At 59.2% G+C, this 23,932-nt stretch carries 23 protein-coding genes; 12 read left to right on the forward strand and 11 right to left on the reverse strand.

Annotation, left to right across the window (positions count from 1 at the left end; all coding sequences use genetic code 11):
• The first annotated feature begins 17 nt into the window (after positions 1–17).
• The 3 genes from QRN48_RS20045 to rpoS all read left to right on the forward strand — a co-directional run bounded on the left by QRN48_RS20045 (position 18) and on the right by rpoS (position 2,833).
• A complete protein-coding gene (locus tag QRN48_RS20045; protein WP_191944989.1) occupies positions 18–653 on the forward strand; it encodes a protein-L-isoaspartate(D-aspartate) O-methyltransferase in 636 nt (211 codons plus the stop codon).
• A gap of 178 nt (positions 654–831) precedes the next feature.
• Positions 832–1,725, forward strand: a complete 894-nt coding sequence (locus tag QRN48_RS20050) for a peptidoglycan DD-metalloendopeptidase family protein (RefSeq protein WP_191944924.1) — start codon at positions 832–834, stop codon at positions 1,723–1,725.
• 103 nt (positions 1,726–1,828) lie between these two features.
• The gene (gene rpoS, locus QRN48_RS20055; RefSeq protein WP_037014187.1) at positions 1,829–2,833 is read left to right on the forward strand and encodes an RNA polymerase sigma factor RpoS; all 1,005 of its coding nucleotides are present in this window, start codon (positions 1,829–1,831) and stop codon (positions 2,831–2,833) included.
• A 555-nt stretch (positions 2,834–3,388) separates the two neighbouring features.
• Here the strand turns inward: rpoS and fdxA are convergent.
• Entirely contained in the window at positions 3,389–3,712 is a 324-nt protein-coding gene (fdxA, locus tag QRN48_RS20060) for a ferredoxin FdxA (RefSeq protein ID WP_037014184.1), read from the reverse strand.
• Positions 3,713–3,948: 236 nt separating this feature from the next.
• On the reverse strand, positions 3,949–6,516 hold the full coding sequence (mutS, locus tag QRN48_RS20065; RefSeq protein ID WP_285352957.1) for a DNA mismatch repair protein MutS: 2,568 nt from the start codon (positions 6,514–6,516) through the stop codon (positions 3,949–3,951).
• A gap of 495 nt (positions 6,517–7,011) precedes the next feature.
• On the opposite strand from mutS, the gene QRN48_RS20070 reads away from it, so the two are divergent.
• From QRN48_RS20070 to recX, 3 genes are all read left to right on the forward strand, one after another.
• Positions 7,012–7,512, forward strand: coding sequence for a CinA family protein (locus QRN48_RS20070; protein WP_285352693.1), 501 nt, complete (start codon positions 7,012–7,014; stop codon positions 7,510–7,512).
• An 85-nt stretch (positions 7,513–7,597) separates the two neighbouring features.
• Entirely contained in the window at positions 7,598–8,662 is a 1,065-nt protein-coding gene (gene recA / locus QRN48_RS20075; RefSeq protein WP_037014175.1) for a recombinase RecA, read from the forward strand.
• 8 nt (positions 8,663–8,670) lie between these two features.
• On the forward strand, positions 8,671–9,138 hold the full coding sequence (gene recX, locus QRN48_RS20080) for a recombination regulator RecX (protein ID WP_037014172.1): 468 nt from the start codon (positions 8,671–8,673) through the stop codon (positions 9,136–9,138).
• Positions 9,139–9,198: 60 nt separating this feature from the next.
• On the opposite strand, the gene QRN48_RS20085 is transcribed toward recX, so the two are convergent.
• Both QRN48_RS20085 and QRN48_RS20090 read right to left on the reverse strand, forming a co-directional pair.
• A complete protein-coding gene (locus tag QRN48_RS20085; RefSeq protein ID WP_285352699.1) occupies positions 9,199–10,314 on the reverse strand; it encodes an LOG family protein in 1,116 nt (371 codons plus the stop codon).
• A gap of 364 nt (positions 10,315–10,678) precedes the next feature.
• Positions 10,679–11,104: a quorum-sensing-regulated virulence factor family protein gene (locus QRN48_RS20090; protein ID WP_191944920.1), complete on the reverse strand. Its 426-nt coding sequence runs from the start codon at positions 11,102–11,104 to the stop codon at positions 10,679–10,681.
• Positions 11,105–11,325: 221 nt separating this feature from the next.
• Here QRN48_RS20090 and QRN48_RS20095 point away from each other — a divergent pair, with 221 nt between their 5' ends.
• Positions 11,326–12,057, forward strand: a complete 732-nt coding sequence (locus QRN48_RS20095; RefSeq protein ID WP_037014166.1) for a tRNA-uridine aminocarboxypropyltransferase — start codon at positions 11,326–11,328, stop codon at positions 12,055–12,057.
• Positions 12,058–12,116: 59 nt separating this feature from the next.
• Here the strand turns inward: QRN48_RS20095 and QRN48_RS20100 are convergent, their stop codons facing one another.
• The gene (locus QRN48_RS20100) at positions 12,117–13,001 is read right to left on the reverse strand and encodes a DMT family transporter (RefSeq protein WP_191944918.1); all 885 of its coding nucleotides are present in this window, start codon (positions 12,999–13,001) and stop codon (positions 12,117–12,119) included.
• Between the two features lie 229 nt (positions 13,002–13,230).
• Here QRN48_RS20100 and erdR point away from each other — a divergent pair, with 229 nt between their 5' ends.
• Positions 13,231–13,878, forward strand: coding sequence for a response regulator transcription factor ErdR (erdR, locus tag QRN48_RS20105; protein ID WP_037014161.1), 648 nt, complete (start codon positions 13,231–13,233; stop codon positions 13,876–13,878).
• 104 nt (positions 13,879–13,982) lie between these two features.
• Positions 13,983–14,351, forward strand: coding sequence for a diacylglycerol kinase (locus QRN48_RS20110; protein ID WP_037014158.1), 369 nt, complete (start codon positions 13,983–13,985; stop codon positions 14,349–14,351).
• A gap of 27 nt (positions 14,352–14,378) precedes the next feature.
• Here QRN48_RS20110 and QRN48_RS20115 read toward each other — a convergent pair whose 3' ends face one another.
• Positions 14,379–15,305 carry a LysR family transcriptional regulator gene (locus QRN48_RS20115; RefSeq protein ID WP_065989779.1) on the reverse strand — a complete coding sequence of 309 codons (927 nt, stop codon included), beginning with the start codon at positions 15,303–15,305 and terminating at the stop codon, positions 14,379–14,381.
• 122 nt (positions 15,306–15,427) lie between these two features.
• Between QRN48_RS20115 and fpr the strand changes: the two genes are divergently transcribed.
• Positions 15,428–16,207, forward strand: a complete 780-nt coding sequence (gene fpr, locus QRN48_RS20120; protein WP_037014152.1) for a ferredoxin-NADP reductase — start codon at positions 15,428–15,430, stop codon at positions 16,205–16,207.
• Positions 16,208–16,370: 163 nt separating this feature from the next.
• Here the strand turns inward: fpr and tsaA are convergent, their stop codons facing one another.
• From tsaA to QRN48_RS20135, 3 genes are all read right to left on the reverse strand, one after another.
• A complete protein-coding gene (gene tsaA, locus QRN48_RS20125; RefSeq protein ID WP_285352709.1) occupies positions 16,371–17,075 on the reverse strand; it encodes a tRNA (N6-threonylcarbamoyladenosine(37)-N6)-methyltransferase TrmO in 705 nt (234 codons plus the stop codon).
• Positions 17,076–17,092: 17 nt separating this feature from the next.
• A complete protein-coding gene (locus tag QRN48_RS20130; RefSeq protein WP_037014146.1) occupies positions 17,093–17,554 on the reverse strand; it encodes a YehS family protein in 462 nt (153 codons plus the stop codon).
• 71 nt (positions 17,555–17,625) lie between these two features.
• Positions 17,626–18,336: an rRNA pseudouridine synthase gene (locus tag QRN48_RS20135; RefSeq protein ID WP_191944916.1), complete on the reverse strand. Its 711-nt coding sequence runs from the start codon at positions 18,334–18,336 to the stop codon at positions 17,626–17,628.
• A 162-nt stretch (positions 18,337–18,498) separates the two neighbouring features.
• Between QRN48_RS20135 and QRN48_RS20140 the strand changes: the two genes are divergently transcribed.
• The gene (locus QRN48_RS20140) at positions 18,499–19,494 is read left to right on the forward strand and encodes an alpha/beta fold hydrolase (protein WP_285352713.1); all 996 of its coding nucleotides are present in this window, start codon (positions 18,499–18,501) and stop codon (positions 19,492–19,494) included.
• A gap of 144 nt (positions 19,495–19,638) precedes the next feature.
• On the opposite strand, the gene QRN48_RS20145 is transcribed toward QRN48_RS20140, so the two are convergent.
• Together QRN48_RS20145 and rimO are read right to left on the reverse strand one after the other, a co-directional pair.
• Positions 19,639–20,094, reverse strand: a complete 456-nt coding sequence (locus QRN48_RS20145) for a GNAT family N-acetyltransferase (RefSeq protein WP_191944914.1) — start codon at positions 20,092–20,094, stop codon at positions 19,639–19,641.
• Positions 20,095–20,212: 118 nt separating this feature from the next.
• Positions 20,213–21,550: a 30S ribosomal protein S12 methylthiotransferase RimO gene (rimO, locus tag QRN48_RS20150; protein ID WP_037014136.1), complete on the reverse strand. Its 1,338-nt coding sequence runs from the start codon at positions 21,548–21,550 to the stop codon at positions 20,213–20,215.
• 269 nt (positions 21,551–21,819) lie between these two features.
• Between rimO and QRN48_RS20155 the strand changes: the two genes are divergently transcribed.
• Positions 21,820–23,718, forward strand: coding sequence for a potassium transporter Kup (locus QRN48_RS20155; protein WP_191944913.1), 1,899 nt, complete (start codon positions 21,820–21,822; stop codon positions 23,716–23,718).
• Positions 23,719–23,932 lie beyond the last annotated feature (214 nt).

A 23,932-nucleotide genomic window follows, 5' to 3' on the forward strand; every position in this document is an offset into this window, starting at 1 on the left:
TACGACGTGGCGTGGGGATGACATCCCAGCGTACCCGCGAGCGTCTGATTCAACGGTTGTGCGAAGAAGGCATCGCCAACACCCAGGTACTGGATGTCATTCGCAAAACGCCTCGTCATCTGTTTGTCGACGAAGCGCTGGCGCACCGTGCCTACGAAGACACCGCGCTGCCAATCGGCAATAACCAGACGATTTCGCAGCCTTATATGGTGGCGCGCATGAGCGAGCTGCTGCTGGCGGCGGGCCCGCTGGACAAGGTGCTCGAAATCGGTACGGGCTCGGGTTATCAGACCGCTGTGCTGGCGCAACTGGTCGAACGGGTTTTTTCCGTCGAGCGCATCAAGGTGTTGCAGGATCGGGCCAAGGAACGTCTTGTCGAACTGAACCTGCGCAACATGGTGTTCCGCTGGGGCGACGGCTGGGAAGGTTGGCCGGCGCTCGCACCTTATAACGGCATCATCGTGACCGCAGTGGCCACTGACATACCTCAAGCGTTACTGGACCAATTGGCCCCGGGTGGACGCCTAGTCATTCCAGTGGGTGCCGGCGAGGTCCAGCAGCTGATGCTGATCATTCGCGAGGAAAACGGCTTCTCCCGGCATGTGCTCGGCGCTGTTCGATTCGTGCCGCTGCTCAACGGGCCGCTCGCCTGAAGGCTATTTTGCGCGGTCAATGAATTCCCCAAGGCGCCGCCGGTCTACAGGCTGGCGTTTTGCGGCGACGCTTCGGTCAACGACGGTCGCCTTGTTGCACACCATTATCCATGGCTGTCTGGTCGCTACACGGCACAGGGCGGCGTCTTTTTTCAGTCACCGGTAAAGGGAGTGGCGGGTGAGTCTCACAGTCATTCGGCAGCGTAGTTCTTCAACAAGTTTTCAGCGTCTGGTGATTGGAGTTGCCCTGAGTATCCTTCTGGTCGGCTGCTCCAGCACGCCATCGGGAGGCGTGCGCGTCGTTGATCGCAACGGCAAGTCCACCGTGCCGACGCGCCAGCCTGTCACCACGGGCCAGTACGTCGTGAAGCGTGGCGATACTCTCTTTTCCATTGCATTCCGTTACGGATGGGACTGGAAAGCGCTGGCTGCGCGCAACAATATTCCCGAGCCGTTCACTATCCATGTGGGGCAGACGATTCGTTTCGACGGCCGTGCCAGCTCACCCTCCACAGCGGTTGCGACCGGTCCGGCCAGTGTTCCGCAGACCACGACGAGCAGTTCGGCATCGCCTTCCGGGTCGCTCAAGACCACGGTTATATCAAGGCCGGTGGGCGCTGTTTCCGCGACCACGCCACCCCCTGCGAGCAACTCGACGACCACGCCGGTCAATACCACCGTGGTCGCTGGCGCCCGTTCGCCGAGCGGCTGGACGTGGCCAACGAGCGGTGTTTTGATCAGCAAGTTCTCTTCAAACGGTAGTTTGAATAAAGGAATTGATATCGCTGGAGATTTGGGACAGCCTGTTTTGGCCGCGTCTGATGGGTCAGTGGTATACGCCGGGAGTGGATTAAGGGGCTACGGCGAGCTGATCATCATCAAACACAGCGACACCTACGTCAGCGCATACGGACATAACCGTAGGCTTTTGGTTCGGGAGGGGCAGCAGGTCAAGGCAGGGCAAAGTATTGCCGAGATGGGATCCACGGGAACAGACCGGGTGAAACTGCATTTCGAGATTCGCCGCCAGGGCAAACCTGTAGATCCACTGGAATTCTTGCCACGTCGCTGATCGGTTGTCAGCCTGTTCCTGCGTAGAGGGGACAGGCTCAAGTGCTGCCATGGAAGAAGGCGTCACTGGAGCTTGAGGTCGAACTCACCAAAGGACTATAACAATGGCTCTCAGCAAAGAAGCGCCGGAGTTTGACATAGACGACGAAGTTCTCCTGATGGAGCCCGGAATCGTTCTGGATTCTGTAACGGATGAGAAGCCAGCTGCGCCTTCTGTTCGTGCAAAGCCCAAAAACTCTGCAGCACTCAAACAGCATAAATACATTGACTACACGCGGGCGCTGGACGCTACGCAGCTGTACCTCAATGAAATCGGCTTCTCCCCCCTGCTTTCCCCGGAAGAAGAAGTCCACTTTGCGCGCCTGTCGCAAAGCGGCGATCCGGCCGGGCGCAAGCGCATGATTGAAAGCAACTTGCGTCTGGTTGTGAAAATCGCCAGGCGTTACGTCAACCGTGGTCTGTCACTGCTGGACTTGATCGAAGAGGGCAATCTTGGCCTGATTCGCGCAGTCGAAAAATTCGACCCCGAGCGCGGGTTTCGTTTCTCGACGTACGCCACCTGGTGGATCCGTCAAACCATCGAACGGGCGATCATGAATCAGACGCGAACCATCCGTCTGCCCATTCATGTCGTCAAAGAGCTCAACGTCTACCTGCGTGCGGCGCGGGAATTGACGCAAAAGCTTGACCACGAGCCCTCCCCTGAAGAAATCGCCAACCTGCTTGAAAAGCCGGTCGGGGAAGTCAAACGCATGCTCGGTCTCAACGAGCGCGTGTCTTCGGTGGATGTATCGCTGGGGCCTGACTCGGACAAGACGCTGCTCGACACCCTGACCGACGATCGTCCTACCGACCCGTGCGAACTGCTTCAGGACGATGATTTGTCCCAGAGCATTGATCAATGGCTCTCTGAGCTCACGGACAAACAGCGTGAAGTGGTGATTCGTCGCTTCGGGCTACGCGGCCACGAAAGCAGCACGCTCGAGGATGTAGGCCTGGAAATCGGGCTGACCCGCGAGCGCGTGCGCCAGATTCAAGTAGAGGGGCTAAAGCGTCTCCGTGAGATTCTGGAGAAGAACGGGCTATCCAGTGAGTCACTCTTTCAATAGGCGATCGATTCGCCGGTCACGCCGCACACTGAAAAGCCTCGACGCGTCGGGGCTTTTTTTTGGGCCGCTGAATGGGCTTAAGGGTAGGTTCCCATCGGAGTGGCTCTGGTACCCCGCGCGTCACGACGGCAGCGATGTCTGCGATGCTTACTGAGGTTGTAAGCAGTTACTTACACGTGGCGTGAGTCATCGCCTCAGCTTGGGTTCAGCATGTCCCCATCAGATGAAGGTAAGCGATCAAGTCATTGATTTAAAAGGCTATTATTTCGTTTGTAACAGGGGCGTGGAATTTTCCTGAAAAATTTCGGCTGTTGCTCCATCCGGGGAAATGACTAATATCAGCCCTGTGCCAACGGATGGGTACAAGCGGTCAAGGATGACTGCTCAAGGACATCGCAGGACGCGATTCATCAGGATGATGAGCAAGGATTAAAGGGATTATGGAAAAAATGTGGGCGGGTCATACCGCCCCTTTTTTCGTCTGCAGAAAAGTGACGACAGCTTTTCGAGCTCATGCAAAAAAGGCCCCGAAGGGCCTTTTTACGTTGCAACGCTCTAGCGTTCCAGGTCAGCGATCTTGCCAGTCTTGCCATCCCACTCCGCAGCATCGGGGAGCGCATCTTTACGCTCCGTGATGTTGGGCCAGACGTCTGCCAGTTCGGCGTTGAGCTGGATGAAGTTCTCCATCCCTGCCGGAATCTCGTCTTCCGAGAAAATCGCATTGGCGGGGCATTCAGGCTCGCACAGCGCGCAATCGATGCACTCGTCCGGGTGGATCACCAGGAAGTTCGGGCCTTCGTAAAAGCAGTCCACCGGACAGACTTCTACGCAGTCGGTGTACTTGCACTTGATGCAGTTGTCGGTGACGACGAAGGTCATTTCTAATTCTCTCCTCAGGCGGCGGCAGCAAGGCCGTTCAGTCCGGCTTGCCAGGTACGGGAAGTCCCCCGGCCGTAAAACTCAGCTTTTCGAGCAACGCGGCAGCCACGGTATGCTGCGGCGTTGTCCGACCTTGGTTCGCTGCGTTCAAACGCGGCCAGTGCGCTGTGAAGCCAGGCTAAAAGCTCACAGGGTCCCGAACCGCGCGGGATTCTAACAGCTTGTTACGGATCACGTTAGATGCGTGTCTTCATCGAATACAACAACTCAAGCGCCTGACGTGGAGTCAAGTCGTCGATCTTCAGGTTCGACAACTCGTCCAGCACAGGGTGCGGCAGACTCGCAAACATGTCGCTCTGCATGGGAAGCGGAGGCTTGCCTGGCTTGGCCTTGGGTTTTTCGTGGGGCAGGCTGGTGGTTTCGAGACGCAACAGATGCTCCTTGGCTCGCGTAATCACCCGGCCCGGAACGCCGGCCAGCTGCGCAACCGCAAGGCCGTAGCTCTGGCTGGCAGGGCCCGGCAGTACGCGATGCAGGAACACAATGCGCTCGTTGTGCTCGGTCGCATTCAAGTGCACGTTGGCCACCAGCGGCTCGCTTTCCGGCAGGACCGTCAGCTCGAAGTAATGCGTGGCGAACAGCGTATAGGCACGAAGCTGCGCAAGGCATTCTGCCGCTGCCCATGCCAGCGAGAGCCCGTCAAAGGTGCTGGTGCCGCGTCCGACTTCATCCATCAGCACCAGACTCTTGTCGGTGGCGTTGTGCAGGATATTCGCCGTTTCGCTCATTTCAACCATGAACGTGGAGCGTCCACCCGCCAGGTCGTCGCTCGAACCAATGCGCGTGAAGATACGGTCCACCAGCGACAACTCACAGCTCGCCGCCGGTACGAAGCTGCCGATGTGTGCGAGCAGTACGATCAAGGCGGTCTGGCGCATGTAAGTGGATTTACCGCCCATGTTAGGACCGGTGATCACCAGCATGCGGGTGTTGTCGTCCAGGTCCAGGTCATTGGCCACGAACGGCGAGGACAGCACCTGCTCCACGACAGGGTGACGACCTTGCTCGATACACATGCACGGTTCGTCAGTGAAGCGCGGACGATTGAGGTCCAGATTGAGCGCGCGTTCGGCCAGATTGCTCAGCACATCCAGCTCTGCCAGCGCCGCTGCGGTGTCCTGAAGCGGCGCGAGGTGGCTGATCAAGTCCTCCAGCAGCGCCTCGTAGAGCATTTTTTCCCGGGCCAGTGCGCGGCTCTTGGCTGACAGCGCCTTGTCTTCGAACTCCTTGAGCTCTGGCGTGATAAAACGCTCGGCACCCTTGAGCGTTTGCCGGCGGATGTAATCGGCTGGCGCCTGTTCCGCCTGTTTGCTCGGCAGCTCGATAAAGTAGCCGTGTACGCGGTTGTAGCCCACCTTCAGATTGGCCAGTCCGGTGCGCGCTTTTTCACGGGCTTCGAGGTCAATCAGGAACTGACCGGCGTTTTCACTCAACGACAGCAGCTCATCCAGTTCGCCGTCGTAGCCGGTTTTGAGTACACCGCCATCGCGGATGACTGCCGGCGGGTTATCAATGATCGCGCGTTGCAGCAGGTCCGCGAGCTCTGGATAGGTGCCCGCGGTTTTCGCCAGCTGCTGGATGTGAGGTGCTTCAAGCTCCGCCAGCGCCAATTGCAGCTCGGGAAGGGCGCCAAGGGCATCACGCAGCCTCGCCAAGTCACGGGGACGGGCATTGCGCAGGCCGATACGCGCGAGAATGCGCTCAATGTCGCCGATCTCCTTCAGCTGCGGTTGCAGGTTCTCGAAGCGGTAGCGCTCGAGGAAGCAGCCGATAGACTCCTGTCGCGCCTGAAGGGTCGTTAAATCGCGCAACGGCCGGTTCAGCCAACGGGTCAGCAACCGCGTTGCCATGGCGGTCTGACAGCGATCCATGACCGACTGCAGGGTGTTGTCACGTCCGCCCGCCAGGTTGGTGTCCAGTTCCAGATTGCGGCGGCTGGCGCCATCGAGAATGACCGTGTCATCCAGGCGCTCATGGCGCAGGCTGCGCAGGTGTGGCAACGCTGTGCGCTGGGTTTCTTTGGCATAACCCAACAGGCAGCCGGCCGCGCCGATGGCCAGGGTCAGGTTCTCGCAGCCGAAGCCTTTCAAGTCCTGAGTCGAAAATTGCTGACACAGGCTTTTGTGTGCCGAATCGCGCTCGAAGTCCCATGGTGCGCGACGCCGTGCACCGCGACGCTTTTCGGCTGGCAGGCCCTGAGGCCAGTCATCGGGAATCAGCAGCTCGACCGGATTGATCCGCTCAAGCTCGGCCAGCAGGTTTTCCCAGCCCTTGATTTCCAGCACGGTGAAGTTGCCACTGGTGATGTCCAGCACGGCAAGCCCGAACAGGCGCTCGTCACCCAGCACAGCCGCAATCAGGTTGTCACGACGTTCGTCCAGCAAAGCCTCGTCGCTGACGGTACCCGGCGTGATGATGCGCACCACTTGCCGGTCGACCGGCCCTTTGCTGGTCGCCGGGTCACCGATCTGTTCGCAGATGACGACCGACTCCCCCAGCTTCACCAGTTTGGCCAGATAGCCTTCTGCTGCGTGATACGGAATGCCGCACATGGGAATGCTTTGCCCGGCTGACTGACCGCGCGCCGTCAATGTGATGTCGAGCAGCTTGGCTGCCTTCTTGGCGTCTTCGTAGAAAATTTCGTAGAAGTCACCCATGCGATAGAACATCAGCTGATCAGGATGCTGATTTTTCAGCCGCCAGTACTGCTGCATCATGGGGGTGTGCGAGGTGAGGTCGGAAATTGCTTTATTCATCAGTGGGTTAGGAAAATTCTGTAGGAGATTGAGGCAGGTTTCGGGCGACGACGCGGATTCCACCTACGTGGTTCGCTGTCGGTTCCGATTGCTTTTGCGATGGCGGCAAGATTACCACGCACGTTTGCGGGCCGCAGGTCCGGGTGATTCGTCACGGCGCGTTTCTGAACCCCCACGAGGTCCGTTTAGCTGTCTAGGATGTCGAGGCACCGCCCGATTGGAGGCGGCAATATGAACAAGGATTGCTCTATGCAACGCAAACGAGGACGAGATTCAACCAACGGTCGCTTCATACCACTGGAGGAAGCCAGGCAGCGTCCACGGGAGACCATCGTGGAGACCGTGAAGAAACCCTGCTCCGAAAAACCGGAGCGCAAATAGTGTCTTGCGGGCGGAGCAGGGGTCAGGTCGCATTCTGCCTTGCGCATCGAACCTGCTCGTGTAGCGTGTCTTCTTTGCCCGCACCGACATGGAGAACTCCCCGTGGATGACATTACTCACTTGGCCGCTACGTTAGGCCAGCAGCTACTGGCTGCCGGCGCTCAGGTCAGTACGGCCGAGTCTTGCACCGGCGGCGGCATTGCCGAAGCCATCACCCGCATCCCCGGCAGCTCGGCCTGGTTCGAGGCGGGGTATGTGACCTATTCCAACCGACAGAAGACGCAACAACTGGCGGTCCCGCAAACGTTGTTCGCGCAAGTCGGGGCCGTCAGCCGCGAGGTGGTCGAGGCCATGGCCAGAGGCGCGCAGGCTAACAGCGGCGCGCAGTTTTCGGTCGCTGTCAGCGGCGTTGCCGGGCCGGACGGCGGTTCAGAGGAAAAACCCGTTGGCACCGTGTGGATCTGCTGGGCAGCGGCGGAACGATTGATCTGCGAGCGCTTTCTATTTGCAGGTGACCGCGACGCGGTCCGCCGACAAACGGTGAGTGCCGCGTTAGAGGGCCTGCTGCGCCTCTCCCGTGGAGAAATACCAAATCAGGGGTAGGCGCGCGTCTGACCCTGTGGAATAATACTGGCTACTTATACAGTTATATCGGCCGTCAAGGCCTAACCTATTACGAGAGGATTCAATGGACGACAACAAGAAGAAAGCCTTGGCTGCGGCCTTGGGTCAGATCGAGCGTCAGTTCGGCAAAGGTGCCGTAATGCGCATGGGTGACCATGACCGCCAGGCTATTCCTGCTATCTCCACCGGCTCTTTGGGTCTCGATATCGCGCTCGGTATCGGCGGCCTGCCAAAAGGCCGGATCGTTGAAATCTACGGCCCGGAGTCTTCGGGTAAAACAACGCTGACGCTGTCGGTCATCGCAGAGGCCCAGAAAATGGGCGCTACCTGCGCATTCGTCGACGCCGAGCACGCCCTTGACCCGGAATACGCCGGCAAGCTGGGTGTGAACGTTGATGACCTTCTGGTCTCTCAGCCGGACACCGGCGAACAGGCCCTTGAAATCACTGACATGCTGGTGCGCTCCAACGCGATCGACGTCATCGTCGTCGACTCCGTGGCAGCATTGGTGCCCAAGGCTGAAATCGAAGGCGAAATGGGCGACATGCACGTCGGCCTGCAAGCCCGATTGATGTCCCAGGCACTGCGCAAGATCACCGGTAACATCAAGACTGCCAACTGCCTCGTAATCTTCATCAACCAGATCCGTATGAAGATCGGCGTGATGTTCGGCAGCCCGGAAACCACCACCGGTGGTAATGCTCTGAAGTTCTATGCGTCGGTTCGTCTGGACATCCGCCGTACGGGCGCGGTCAAGGAAGGCGACGAAGTCGTCGGCAGCGAAACCCGCGTCAAAGTGGTCAAGAACAAAGTCGCTCCGCCATTCCGTCAGGCTGAGTTCCAGATTCTCTACGGCAAGGGCATCTACCGTAACGGCGAGATCATCGACCTCGGCGTGCTGCACGGTCTGCTGGAGAAGTCCGGTGCCTGGTACAGCTATCAGGGCAGCAAGATCGGTCAGGGTAAAGCGAACTCTGCGAAGTTCCTGGCGGACAACCCTGAAATCGGCACCACCCTCGAAAGGCAGATTCGCGAGAAGCTGCTGACTGCGGCCCCTGATGTAAAAGCCCAATCGTCCCGCGTAGCGACAGACGATGTGGCTGAAGTCGAAGCTGACGCGGATATCTGATCCCCGTTATGCCAGCTGTGCTTGATACACCCGTCGCTGTAAGGCGGACCGCAATGGACCTGCTCGCGCGCCGCGAGCATGGTCGAGTCGAGCTGACGCGCAAGTTGCGTCAGCGCGGCGCCCCTCCTGAATTGATTGAAGCTGCTCTTGACCGTCTGACGGAAGAAGGGCTGCTGTCTGAATCCCGATACCTTGAAAGTTTTGTTTCCTACCGTGCCCGTTCGGGCCACGGCCCTTTGCGTATTCGTGAAGAACTGGGTCAACGTGGATTGCAGCGCGCCGATATCGAACAGGCGCTGCGCGAGTGCGGCATCGACTGGCGCGAAAAGCTGGAAGAGCTGTGGCAGCGCAAGTTCAGCGGGCAGCTGCCGAAGGACACCCGAGAACGTGGGCAGCAAATGCGCTTTCTGAGTTATCGCGGTTACCCGCCTGAACTGATTGGCCGTTTGCTAAGCGGGAAAAGCAGCGACGATTAATGATCAGCACACACACACACACATAAAGGCGCACCTGGGTGCGCCTTTATGCATCTAGCCTCAAACGGATTGAACAGACCTGGCATCCAGGGCTGATTGGGAGTGCCCAAGCCCAGCCCAGTTCTCTTTCAGGTTTACGAAGTCCACCAGCTCGCGCAAGCGGCCATGGTTGCGGCCGTTGAATTGGAACGCCAGACGGGTGAGTTGGCTAAATTGCGCCTCATCATATTCATCCTGATGTCCGTATTGCTGAAAGCCATCACCCACGCTCAAATCTGAAAACTTCTCATGCAAGCCCCTGAGTGCAGGTTCATTCAGGGCGTGGTGCATGCGGATGACGAACGTATTCTTGAGCCAGCGGCTTGAATGGAAGTTGCTGTAGAACTGATCGATTTCGGCGACAGCTTCCTCAGCGCTATACACCAGCTTCATCAAATTCATGTCGGCAGGAAGGATGTACTTGTTGGCTTCAAGCTCGTTCTTGATGAAACCGAGCGCGCCCTCCCAAAACGTCCCGCCCGGCGCATCCAGCAGCACAATCGGAACGAGAGGGCTTTTGCCGGTCTGGATCAGCGTCAGCACCTCCAGTGCTTCATCCAGGGTGCCGAAGCCGCCCGGGCAGAGCACCAGCGCGTCAGCCTCTTTGACGAAAAAGAGCTTGCGTGTGAAGAAGAAGTGGAACGGCAGCAGGTTGCCTGTGCCATCGACGGTGGCATTAGCATGTTGCTCGAACGGCAGCGTGATGTTGAACCCCAGGCTGTGATCCAGGCCTGCGCCTTCGTGTGCCGCGGCCATAACCCCGCCACCGGCACCGGTGATAACCATCAGGTCCGCGGCGGCCAATTGCTTGCCCAGTTCGCGGGCCAAGGCGTACACGGGATGCTCAAGAGGCGTGCGTGCAGATCCAAATACTGTGACCTTGCGACGGCCTTTGAAGCGCTCAAGCACGCGAAAGGCGTTCTCCAGTTCGCGCAAGGCTTGCAGGGTGATTTTGGCATTCCACCGGCTTAGATCATCCTGAGCCATGCGCAACACGGTCAGGGTCATGTCGCGGTAGAGCGCAAGATTCGGGCTGTCCGGGGCGACCGAACCGAGGAGTTCTTCTACCTTGAGAGCAAGGTCGATTCCGTTGTTCTTGAAGTGCTGAGACAACGCGTCGCTAGGTACGTAAGGCATTACGCTTTCTCCTGATGCAGAATAATTGATCGACGCCATCGGGCGGGATCGCGACGCTTCGTGCGTCGTCGGACGTAACGCATCCGAAGGATGTGGCACCTGCCACTATGCGGCGCCTGATTCTGGCCTGATCCATGGGTGGCAAAAAGAAAACTCTGATGGCAAGGCCGACGACAGGCAACCCTTTCTTTTGCAAAGAGTGTGTTGGGGCGTGACGGGCCAGGCAGACGAAAGCTATGCGGCCGGGTCTGTTGCGAGGAGAGGCGGAGCGATGGAAGAGGGAGTGACAGCGCAGTAAAGCAGGAAGGGCTGAGACCTGCGTGCTGAGCAAACTCGAAGCACGCAGACCGGAGAACGAGTTACATCACTTTTTCTTGGCAGGTGGTTTGGCAGCGCAATCGGCCGCTTTGATTTCCTGAGTAGTGATGAGTTTGTTGGTCTTGTATTCAGTGAACTGGTACCGCAGGATCGCGCCCTTGGCCATCAGCTGGCGATAGCCGGCGTTGCGGCAGACGCTGCCGCCCAATTGACCGCGGACATCATCGAGGTTTTCACGCATTTGCGCGGCCTGACCGGACTGAACGCTCAAGTGGTTGATGAGCATCTTGCCTTCGACGGTGTAGCCTTCATCGAGAATGTCTTCGTTGATAGCGCGTGGCGTGCCGACACTGCTTTCCTTCGCGACTTTATCAAGCATCTGGCTCAGTTCGTAATCCTGCTTGGACGCCGCATTGGCGCACAGTGGAGCGAGGAGCAAAAGCGTGAGAGTGGGGGCGATGAGGCGCAGCATTGAATTCTCCTGGTGCGTGGACGGGTGGTGCAGAGGCTGGCCGTTGGACCGGCGACATTCCGAGGCGTTCACTGCTGGCGTGGCGGCTCTCAGGGCCCGTCAGTATAGGGATGAGCCTGGGCAGACACCAGAGAACACGGCGCGCCGGACTGCGTCTGATAGAATGCCGCGACTTTTCGACCTGCCGGATGCCCCTCGTGTCACTGCCTTCTTCCCCGTCAATGACCCAGACTATTTTTCACAAGAATTCGGTCGCCTGTCTGAGAGATGAGCGGGAGGAGGAGAGTACCAAGCCCTACCTGGCTCGCGGATCACGTGCGCCCAGGTGCCATTACTGTCGCGTGATTGAAAGCCATTGCCTGTGCAGATGGCGTCCAAAGGTCGAAACGCGGTCGGGGGTTTGCCTGATCATGACGAAAAAGGAAGTGTTCAAACCCAGCAACACGGGTTGGCTGATCGCAGACGTGGTTCAGGATAACCATGCGTTTGTGTGGTCACGCACTGAGGTCGATGAAAAGCTGATTGCATTGCTTAACGACCCGCAATGGCAACCCTATCTTGTGTTTCCGGGAGAATACGTAGCGGCCGAGCGGGTAACTGACACCGTGACCGTTGACCCAAACAAGCGGCCGCTGTTCGTGTTGATTGATGCTACGTGGACAGAAGCACGGAAGATCTTCCGTAAAAGCGCTTACTTTGACTCCATCCCCATTCTGAGCCTGATTCCCGAAAAGCTTTCGCGGTACAAGCTAAGACGCTCGACGCGTAGCGAACATCTTTGTACCGCTGAAGTGGCCGCATTGTGTTTCGATCTGGCCGGCGATACTGAAGCGGGGTCGGCCCTAAGCTGCTACTTCGATGTGTTCAGTCAGCACTATTTAGGTGCCAAGAATCAGTTGCCCCTCGACCTGCTAAGCGATGCTCACCAAGAGTTGAAAGGCTACCTTGAATAACCATCAGTAATGCCCTTGCCAGCAAGCCGCCTTAGAACGGTTCGAGATGGCAGCATGAGTCAGGCGAGGGCTTTCTTCGGCCACAACTGCGCCAGCAGCATCCCGGCGAGCATCAATCCACAACCGATGTAGCCGCGCAGTTGCAGGGCCTCCCCAAGAATCCAGGCGCCAGCGATGGCAGCAAACACGGCTTCCAGCGACAGGATGATGGCCGCATGGGAGGCAATGGCGTGCTTTTGCGCCACCACCTGCAGCGTGTAGCCGACACCGACCGCGACGATGCCGCCGTAAAGCAGGGCAGGGCCTGCGTCGATAATTGCGTTGAGAGCAATCGGCTCGAAGAGCACCGCCAGCAGCAGACTGACCACCGAGCAGGTGGCGAATTGCAGGAAGGCGAGACGGATCGGGTCGTGGCGGCTGGCGAACAGACTGACCAATATCACATGCCCGCCCCACACGAACGCGCCGATCAGCTGCAGCCAATCCCCCGAAGCGACATGAAAGTTATCGCCAATGCTGAGCAGGCACATGCCCACCACCGCCAGCAGACACCCGAGCCAGGTGCCGAGCCCGGTCTTATGGCCGAGCAGCAAGCCCAGCAGCGGAACGACGATCACATACAGGCCAGTGATGAAGCCGGAGTTGGTCACGCTGGTAAACAGCAACCCGACTTGCTGCAGATTGATCCCGAGTGCCAGTGCCAGCCCCATGATGATGCCCGCGCGCAGCATTCCGCGATTGAGCAGTGGCTCAGGCACGCGGGCAGTGCTGGCGTTACGCAGAATCAATGGCACCAGGCATAGCGAACCCAGCGCGAACCGCAGACCGGAAAACAGATACGGGCCGATATGGTCCATTCCCGCAGTCTGGGCGACAAAACCGGTGCCCCAGATCAATGCAGTAAGGAGCATGAGCAGGTCCGCTCTCAGGGCATGGTTTGGCATGATGGCACTCGTCAGGTCGGGGGCGCAGACTGTGCCGCAAAGCGTCAGGCTTGACCACCCCGACTTCGCTGGGCATCCTTGGCGCCGCCCAGCCGCAGTCCCTGTGTCGATATGCCGCGGGCCGCCCCGATCAGTGCAGATGTATATCGCGCTGGTGTGTCATTGAGGCAGGGCGGATGCCACCTTGGGTGTTCAAACGTCGGCGCTCAGCCACTTGCAGGATCATTAAATGCCCTACGAAATCCTGATTGCCGACGACCATCCGTTGTTTCGCAGTGCACTGCATCAGGCCCTGAGCCTGGGGCTCGGACCTGATGCAAGGTTGGTCGAGGCCGAGAGCATTGCTGACCTGGAAGCGCGACTGACCGAAAAGTCCGACTGGGATCTGGTCCTGCTGGACTTGAATATGCCCGGCGCCTACGGCTTTTCGGGCCTTGTGCTGCTGCGTGGTCAATACCCGCAAGTGCCGGTCGTGATGGTGTCCGCCCAGGAAGAAGCAGCCGTCGTGGTCAAGTCGCGCGAGTTTGGAGCCAGCGGCTTCATCCCCAAGTCCAGCTCCCTCGAAGTCATTCAGAAAGCCGTGCGTACGGTGCTCGACGGGGACGTCTGGTGGCCGCCGCAGGTCAATGAAAGCGTCAGCGTGTCGCCCGAAGCCAAGGCCGCCAGCGAAGGGCTTGCCAGTTTGACGCCGCAGCAGTTTCGCGTACTGACGATGGTCTGCGAGGGGCTGCTGAACAAGCAAATCGCCTATGAGTTGAGCGTCTCGGAAGCGACGATCAAGGCGCATGTCACGGCGATCTTTCGCAAGCTCAATGTGCGCACGCGAACCCAGGCAGCGTTGTTGTTGCAACAATTGGAATCCATACCGCAGAGCTGAATCACCTGATTCGCTCCAGGCCCCGGCTGGCGCGGTCGACCTTCACACTTTTTTGACCGTCGCCGCACTAGCCTCCACCGCTTTCATCCATCAGTAGTTTTCCTATGACGTCGCCATTTAAAGGTCAGACCGGCCTTAAACGTATTCTCAACGCATCGGGCTACTCCCTTGACGGCTTGACTGCCGCATTCAAGGGCGAAGCTGCGTTTCGCCAGTTGGTGTTGCTCAACGTCGTGTTGATCCCGCTGTCATTCGTGTTTCACGTCAGCCGTGGCGAGCGCGCGATCTTGATCGCCGTGTGCCTGTTGGCGCTGATTGTCGAACTGCTGAACTCGGCCATTGAAGCCGCCATCGACCGCATCTCTCTGGATCGGCATCCGTTGTCCAAGAACGCAAAGGATATGGGCAGCGCTGCCCAGTTCGTGGCGCTGACCATGATTGCGGTGGTCTGGGGCTTGATTCTGCTGGGCTGACAATCGCTTTTATTGCCGAGCTGCGCCTTAGGCGATGCTCGGCAGGACGATTTCATCGCTGCGGTTGACCCCGGCGGTGAACGACCGACAGAGGTCGAGGAATTCGCGGATAGCGGACGTCTGATACTTCTGTTTGTGCCAGATGAAGTAGAACTGGCGCACCAGATCGAGCTCCGGCGTTTCAACCGCGACCAGACTGCCCCGACGGAAAGCGTCACGCAGCGCCAGGCGTGAGATGCAGCCAATTCCCAGGCCTGACTCAACGGCGCGTTTGATGGCTTCCGTGTGTTCCAGCTCCAGCCGCACATTGAGGCTGTTCAAATGATGACGCATGGCCTGGTCGAACGTCAGGCGTGTCCCGGAACCTTGCTCACGCAAGATCCACGCCTCGCGTGTCAGCTCTTCCAGAGACGCACGGCCTTTTTTCGCCAGCGGATGTTGGGGCGCGCAAAACACCACCAGTTCATCTTCAACCCAGGTCTGCACTTCAATGTCAGGGTGGCTGCAGTCGCCTTCGATCAGCCCCAGATCAATCTCGTAATGCGCGACCTGCTGAACAATGTTTGCGGTGTTCTGGACGTGCAGCTTCACCTGGCTCTCCGGATGGCGCTGCATGAAGCTGCCGATCAGCAGGGTCGCCAGGTAATTGCCGATGGTCAGCGTGGCGCCCACCGCCAGTGAACCGAAACCGGACTTGCCGTTGAGCAAGTCTTCAATCTCCTTGGCCTGGTCCAGCAGCGCGACGGCTTGAGGCAGCAGCTGCCGGCCTGTGGCGTTCAGGCTCAGTCGCTTGCCTGCGCGGTCGAAGAGCTGGCAACTGGACTGGCGTTCCAGTTCAGTGATGGAAGTGCTCGCCGCTGATTGCGACAAGGACAGCAAGACCGCCGCGCGCGAGACGCTTTCCTGCTGGGCGACGGCCACGAAGACCTGGAGCTGACGTAGAGTAAATCGCATATCTATATAACCGATAACCTATATCTTGATAATTCAGTTAACAGATATTGTGTCTGCCACTAGAATGTCGCGCAATGGCGCATTGACCCGCGCACGTCATTTATCAGGAGCTCCCACGTACCATGAGCAACATGAATCACGAGCGTGTTCTCAGCGTTCATCACTGGAACGACACGCTTTTCAGTTTCAAGTGCACCCGTGATCCTGGCCTGCGCTTCGAGAACGGTCAGTTCGTGATGATCGGTCTTCAGCAGCCCAACGGGCGCCCGCTCATGCGTGCCTACTCCATTGCCAGCCCGAACTGGGAAGAGCATCTGGAGTTCTTCAGCATCAAGGTGCCAGACGGCCCCCTGACCTCGCAGCTGCAGCACCTGAAGGAAGGCGATGAGATCATCATCAGCAAGAAGCCTACGGGTACGCTGGTGCTGGACGACCTGAAGCCGGGCAAACACCTTTACCTGCTCAGCACGGGCACCGGGCTGGCGCCGTTCATGAGCGTGATCCAGGACCCCGAAACCTACGAGCGATTCGAGAAGGTCATCCTGTGCCACGGCGTGCGTTACGTTAACGAAGTGGCGTACCGCGAGTTCATCACCGAGCATTTGCCGCAGAACGAATTTTTCGGTGACATGCTGCGCGACAAGCTGATCTATTACCCAACGGTCACCCGCGAGCCATTCGAGAACGAAGGCCGTCTGACTGACCTGATGCGCAGCGGCAAGCTGTTCAGCGACATCGGTCTGCCGCCGATCAATCCGCAGGATGACCGCGCCATGTTGTGCGGCAGTCCGAGCATGCTCGATGAAACCAGCGAAGTGCTGAACAGCTTCGGCCTGACCGTTTCGCCGCGCATGCGTGAGCCGGGTGACTACTTGATCGAGCGCGCGTTCGTCGAGAAGTAACACCGTTCAGATACGACCCAATCGCCGATGAATCACCCGTGCTGCAATGCGCAGGTGGCGTCATCGGCGAATAGGTCAGTACAGGCACCCGCGTTTTGGGGTCTGAAAAAAACCGCCTGGAGGTCACGGACCAGGCGGTTTTTTTGTGGCGGACGATTGGTTGTCAGCTAACGGCAGGGACCACTTCCAGCACCCGTATAAGGCCTGACTGTGGATAGTGCCAGCGCACGTCCAGGTCCCAGAACTGCGCGCCGTAGACTCGTTCGGGCGTGGGCGTCTGGTACGCCGGTCGGGGGTCTTGTGCCAGGCACTGCTCGATCAGCTCGGTCAACGGCTCGTCAAGGCGCAGGGCATGCTCCTGCGCCTGAATCAGCGCAGCATCCTCCCACTGCACCGGAACCCGCGCCGGCGCTGCGGCGGCCATGCTGTTACGTGCATCGGCGATGATGTCGGCGTAGGGCACGTAGGGTTTGATGTCCAGTACCGGCGTGCCCTCAAGCAGGTCGATGCCCGACAACCACAAGCGCCCCGGCTCGACCTTGTCCAGCTTGACCACCGATTGCCCGATGCCATTGGGCCGGTGGGTAGCACGCGTGGCGAACACCCCCATCGACTGATTGCCGCCCAGGCGTGGCGGCCGCACTTTGAGTCGCGGCGTGGCTTCCAGCGCCTGATGAAACAGGAACAGCAGCCAGACATGGCTGACCTGTTCCAGCCCCTGGACAGCGTCGCCCTGATCAAATGGCGCGATCAGTTCCAGCACGCCCCGCGCAGCGGGTGCAAGTTGGGGCTGCCTGGGGATTGCGAACTTCTCTTTGAAGCATGAGCGCATGAAGCCGATCGGCGCGACGCTGTAGGCCTGAGTCATCGATAGCCCTGCAGCGCTTAACCGCGTACGCGCAGGGTCAGACCACGCAGGAAATTGCGCAGCAGCTGGTCGCCGCATGGACGGTAGTTATTGTGGCCCGCCTTGCGGAACAATGCGCTGAGTTCAGGCTTGGACACCGGGAACTCGGCCGCTTTGAGGATTGCGTGCATGTCGTCTTCCTTCAACTCGAAGGCCACGCGCAGCTTTTTGAGGACAATGTTGTTGGTGATCGGCAGTTCGACCGGCAGTGCGGGCCGGCTCTCGTCCTTGCCGCGCTTGAAAAACACCAGGCCGTCAAGGAAATGCGCCATGACTTCATCGCTGCAAGGCAGGAAGCCTTCTTCTTCATCTTTCTTCATGTAGGCCGTGACATCGGCCTTGTTCGCGTCAAACCCGCCGAGCTTGATGATATCGACCACTTTGGCGTCGTTGATATCGAGCATGTAGCGGATGCTGCGCAGTACATCGTTGTTCATCATGGTGCGTGGTTTTCCTGGAGATTCGCAGATGAGCGCGCGCGGGACCTGATGCGGCGCTCGGGAAAAGGGATTCAGAATTTTTCTTTTTCGGTCATGTAGCGCCATTGGCCTTCAGGCACTTTGCCGATGGAAACGCCACCGATACGGATGCGCCGTACCGAAACAACTTTCAGCCCGACCGCTTCGCACAGCTGGGCAATGACGCCGGGCTGCGGGTTCTTCATGGCGAAGCGCAGACGGTTTTCGTTCTGCCAGCTGGCTTTGACCTTGGGGAGTTCCTTGCCCTTGTAGGTCATGCCGTGGTTCAGGCGGTTGAGACCATGGGCAACCATGTCGCCAGCGATCTCGACGACGTACTCCTGCTCGATCTTGCTGCGGTCGTCGGTGAGCTTGCGCAGGATTTTCCAGTCCTGACTGAACACCATCAGCCCGCTGGCGTTGGCTTGCAGCGTGGAAATCGCTTCCAGGCGCAGGAAGTGGCCCTTGAGCGGGCGCCTGCCAATGCTGTGATCGGCCGACAACGTGGCGGGGGTGATCAGCGTCAGCGCGGTTTCCGGAGCCATGCCGGCAGGGGCGTTGAACAGCAGGGTCACGGCTTCGGGCGTATCGGCCTTCGCCTCTGCATTGAGCACCACTGTCTGGTTTTCGACCTTGAACTGGGGTTCGTCGACGACAACGCCGTCCACCGTGACCCAGCCGCCTTCAATGAACAGCTCGGCTTCGCGACGAGAGCAACCGACGAGCTCGATCAGGCGTTTGGAAAGGCGAATGGGGTCAGTCATGAGAAAAGCCGTAACAAAATGGAAAGGCGCCTATTGTACCCGTGCAGGCGCCGTTAATCGCGGCTGCATTGAAATTGGCGAGCGAATGGGGCCCCACTGGATGGATTTTTTCGGCAGCGACGCAGGTCTGTTCTCTATTCCTACACCGTTCGGAGCAAATTCATGACCAAATGGCTACCCGCGCTGTTGATGACCGTCAGCTTGCCACTGCTCGCCGCGCAGACCCCGTCTTACGGCCCGCAGCTGGAAGGTTTCCAATATCCGTTCCCGGCGCAGAATTTTCGTTTTGAATCCCAAGGCACGTCAGTGCAGATGGGCTATATGGACGTCAAGCCGACCGGCACTGCCAATGGTCGCAGCGTCGTATTGCTGCATGGCAAGAACTTCTGCGGTGCCACGTGGGAGGGGACCATCAAGGCGCTGAGCGCCGCAGGATACCGGGTCGTCGCGCCGGATCAGATCGGTTTCTGCCGCTCCAGCAAACCGGCGGACTACCAATACACCTTCGAGCAACTGGCGCAGAACACCAAAGCGCTGCTGACCCAGTTGGGGATCGATCACGTCACGGTGGTTGGGCATTCAATGGGTGGCATGTTGGCAACCCGCTTTGCGCTGATGTATCCCGAGCAAGTGGACCAGTTGCTGCTGGTCAACCCCATCGGCCTGGAGGACTGGAAAGCCAAAGGGGTGCCGGATCGCAGCTTCGACGACTGGTACGCACGTGAGCTCAAGACCAGTGCCGACAGCATTCGCAAATACCAGCAGTCGACCTATTACGCCAATGAATGGCGGCCCGAATTCGATCACTGGGTCGACATGCAGGCGGGCATGTTCAATGGCAAGGGCAAGGAGGAGGTCGCTCGGGCGTCTGCGCAGACCTACGGCATGATCTTCAATCAGCCGGTGTTTTACGACTTTGAAAAGCTGAAGATGCCCACCGTGTTGTTGATTGGGCAGAAGGACAATACCGCCATCGCCAAAGACGCAGCGCCGGAGGCACTGCGCAAATCGCTGGGCAACTACCCGGAGCTTGGCAAGGCCGCCGCCAAACGCATACCGCAGGCGACGCTGGTGGAGTTTGCAGGGTTGGGGCATGCGCCGCAGATTCAGGACCCGCAACAGTTCAACAAGGTGCTGGTGGAAAGCCTGAAGCGCTGAGGCAAACCTGGCAGGCACACGCAGTCAGTAGAAACCGGCTCGTTAGCGAATGGTTGGGTCAGACGATGCCCAGGGCGGCGACGTTCCGGGTTCGCCAGCAAGCCGGCTCCTGCAGTTGCCACATCGCTCGGGGCCGGTTCAGTATCACGAACCCGCTTTCAACCGCATTCTCAACATCGGGTAGGGGCGGCCCAGCCCGTCCACCTCCGCCCGGCCCACTTCCTCGAAGCCCTGTCGCTGATAGAACCCCAGTGCCTGCGGATTCTGTTCGTTGACGTCCAGTTCGGTGATCTGGAAATGCTCGATGGCATAGTCCAGCAGCTTCTTGCCCAAGCCCATGCCACGGAAGTCGGGATGGATGAACAGCATCTCGAGCTTGCCTGGCGTAGTGCCGGCGAATCCGGTGATACGCAGATGCGAATCACGGGTGCAGAAAAGATTAACGGCGCCCAGATATTGCGTTTCCAGAAGGTGCCGAAGCAGTGCGATGTAGTCATCCGGCAAAAAGTCGTGAGTTGCCCGTACCGAGGCCTCCCAGACTCGGGTGAGCTCGGCGAAATCCTGCTGCCTGGGTAAGTAGATGACCGACGGGTGGGTCATGGTTGCTGCTGCTCCCTGGGTATCGACTTCATGTGGGGACGATAACCAGAAAAAACAAACCCCGCCGTTTTACGGGCAGGGCTGTGATGGTGCAGCGGCTGTTCGACCGCGTCGCGACTTAGATGGGCTCAGCCCACAAGTCGTACTCATCGGCATCCACTACACGGCACATGACTTTGTCGCCCGGCTTGAAGTCACGGTCGCTTTCGACAAAGACGTTGCCGTCGATTTCCGGCGCGTCGAAGAACGAACGACCGACGAAGCCTTGCTCGTCCACTTCGTCGATCAGCACTTCGATCTCTTTGCCGATTTTCATCTGCAGACGTGCCGCACTGATGGCCTGCTGGTGCGCCATGAAGCGGTCCCAGCGATCCTGCTTGATGTCGTCCGGCACGATCGGCGCATCCAGCAGGTTTGCCGGCGCGCCTTCGACAGGGGAGTACTGGAAGCAGCCAACGCGGTCAAGCTGGGCTTCGGTCAGCCAGTCCAGCAGGTACTGGAAGTCTTCTTCGGTCTCGCCCGGGAAGCCGACGATGAAGGTCGAGCGGATGATCAGGTCCGGGCACTGCTCGCGCCAGTTCTTGATGCGCGCCAGGGTTTTGTCTTCGAAGGCCGGACGCTTCATCAGCTTGAGGATTTTCGGGCTGGCGTGCTGGAACGGGATGTCCAGGTAGGGCAGGATTTTGCCCGCCGCCATCAGTGGAATGATCTCGTCAACGTGCGGGTACGGATACACGTAATGCAGGCGCACCCAGACGCCCAGGGAGCTCAGCGCCTGGCACAGCTCGGTCATGCGTGTTCTGACAGGCTGGCCGTCCCAGAAACCGGTGCGGTATTTGACGTCTACGCCGTAGGCGCTGGTGTCCTGAGAGATCACCAGCAGCTCTTTGACGCCGGCCTTGACCAGACGCTGCGCCTCGTCGAGGACGTCGCCAATCGGGCGGCTGACCAGTTTGCCGCGCATGGACGGGATGATGCAGAAGCTGCAGCTGTGGTTGCAGCCTTCGGAGATCTTCAGGTACGCGTAGTGACGTGGGGTCAACTTGACCCCTTGCGGCGGCACCAGATCAATCAATGGGTTGTGATCCAGCTTCGGTGGGGCCGCATCATGCACCGCATTGACCACTTGCTCATACTGCTGCGGGCCGGTAACGGCCAGCACGCTCGGGTGGACGCTGCGAATCACGCTTTCGTCCACGCCCATGCAGCCGGTGACGATCACCTTGCCGTTTTCAGCCAGCGCCTCGCCAATGGTTTCCAGCGATTCAGCCTTGGCGCTGTCGATGAAACCACAGGTATTGACCACGACCACGTCGGCGTCCTGGTAGGTCGGGACGACCTGATAGCCTTCCATGCGCAGCTGAGTCAGGATGCGCTCGGAATCGACCAGAGCCTTCGGGCAACCCAGGCTGACAAAGCCGACCTTGGGGGCGGCAGACGTGGTGACGGTGGACATTGACTAACCTCGGCGTAGGATGCCCGGCGAACGGCCGTGGCATTGACTGGGCGCTGGGTGCGCCTCTGATCAAAAAGTGCGCAATTCTAGCGGCGAGTCGAAGGATTGACCAGCGTTAAACCGAGAATTACGACGAGTGCTGCGCTATGCTTCGCGGCGTTGCGCCTGGCAAGCCTCGTCGGCCGGGCGCATCGGAATTTACCGGTGCGCTGCGGGTCAATCCGACAGCACCGGATCGCAGTGCTCGAGTCAGGGTTCAGGAGTGGTAAATGGTTCATGCAACGAGTCAGGCAGAAGCCGGGCATTCTTCGGCCAAGCCGTTGAGTCTGCTGGTGGGCGCGGTGGGTGTGGCCTATGGCGACATCGGTACCAGCCCGTTGTACACCATTAAAGAAGTCTTCGTCGGAGGTTACGGCGTGCAAGCCGGCCACGACAGTGTGCTGGGCATTCTTTCGTTGATCTTCTGGGCGCTCATCTGGGTGGTCTCCTTCAAGTACATGGCCTTGGTGCTGCGCGCCGACAACGACGGGGAGGGCGGCATCATGGCGCTCACGGCGCTGGCACGACGTGCGTCGGCCAGGTATCCGAAGCTGCAGGCGAGCATGATCGTGTTCGGGCTGTTCGGCGCGGCGCTTTTCTATGGCGACAGCATGATCACGCCGGCCATTTCCGTGCTCTCTGCAGTAGAGGGCATGGAGCTGGCATTTGACGGCCTCGATCACTGGGTGGTGCCGATCGCGCTCGTTGTGCTGGTGGCGCTGTTTCTGATTCAGCGCCACGGCACGGCACGCATTGGCGTGCTGTTCGGACCGATCATGGTGTTGTGGTTCGTGACCCTGGGCGTGCTCGGGGTACACGGGATCCTGCAGCAGCCGGAAGTGCTGCACGCCGTCAATCCGATGTGGGCTGTGCGCTTTTTCATCGACCATCCCGGCATCGGCGTTTCGGTACTCGGCGCGGTCGTCCTCGCGCTGACCGGCGCCGAGGCGCTGTACGCGGACATGGGCCACTTCGGTCGCAAGCCAATTTCGCGCGCCTGGTTCGCGCTGGTGTTGCCTGCGTTGGTGCTGAACTACTTCGGCCAGGGCGCTTTGGTGATCGGGGACCCTGAAGCAGTGCGTAACCCGTTCTATCTGCTGGCGCCGAGCTGGGCGCTGTTGCCTCTGATCGCCTTGTCGACACTGGCGACCATTATTGCCTCGCAGGCGGTGATCTCCGGTGCGTTCTCGATGACGTTGCAGGCCATCCAGCTGGGTTACATCCCGCGCATGTACATCCAGCACACCTCAAGTGATGCCCAGGGCCAGATCTACATTGGTGCAGTGAATTGGGCGCTGATGGTCGGGGTCATTCTGCTGGTGCTGGGTTTTGAGTCCTCCGGCGCACTGGCTTCGGCCTACGGCGTGGCAGTGACCGGCACGATGCTGTGCACGACGATTCTGGTGGCCTCGGTCATGTTGCTGGCCTGGAAATGGCCGCCGTTGCTGGCCGTGCCTATCCTGCTGGGTTGCCTGTTCGTCGATGGCATGTTCTTCGCGGCCAATGTGCCCAAGGTCGTGCAGGGCGGGGCATTTCCGTTTCTGGCAGGCATCGCGCTGTTCATCCTGATGACCACCTGGAAACGCGGCAAACAGCTGCTGGTGGAACGCATCGACGAAGGTGGCCTGCCGCTTCCGATCTTCATCAGCAGTATCCGTGTGCAACCGCCTCATCGTGTTCAGGGTACGGCGGTGTTTCTCACCGCACGTCCGGATGCGGTACCCCATGCGCTGTTGCATAACCTGCTGCATAACCAGGTGTTGCACGAGCAAGTAGTATTGCTGACCGTCGTCTACGAGGACACTCCACGTGTGCCAGCGGCCCAACGATTCGAGGTTGAGGCGTTTGGCGAAGGGTTTTATCGGGTGATCCTGCACTTTGGTTTCATTGATGAGCCAGACGTTCCGGCAGCACTGGGCCTGTGCCATTTGGCGGAGCTGGACTTCAGCCCGATGCGTACAACATATTTCCTCAGCCGCGAAACCGTGGTGTCCTCGAAACTGGTGGGCATGGCGCGCTGGCGCGAGGGCCTGTTTGCGTTCATGTTGAAGAATGCCAACGGCAACCTGCGGTTCTTCAAGCTGCCGTTTAACCGGGTGATCGAGCTGGGGACGCAGGTAGAGATGTAAAGCAGCCTCGCCCTTGTGGGACCGCCTCTAGCCGGGCAGGCGTCGGGTGTTACGCCGCAAGATTGCTGGTGTGCAAACGGGCTTCTTCCCGGCTGAAGCCGGTCCCACTGAAACACCGCGCTTGCTTTGTGGGACCGGCTTTAGCCGGGAAGACGCAGGGCGTCATGCTGCGAGAGACTGGTGGTGTGCAAGCGGGCCTTTTCCCGGCTGAAGC

The organism is Pseudomonas sp. ME-P-057, from assembly GCF_030208975.1.
Taxonomy (GTDB): domain Bacteria; phylum Pseudomonadota; class Gammaproteobacteria; order Pseudomonadales; family Pseudomonadaceae; genus Aquipseudomonas; species Aquipseudomonas lutea.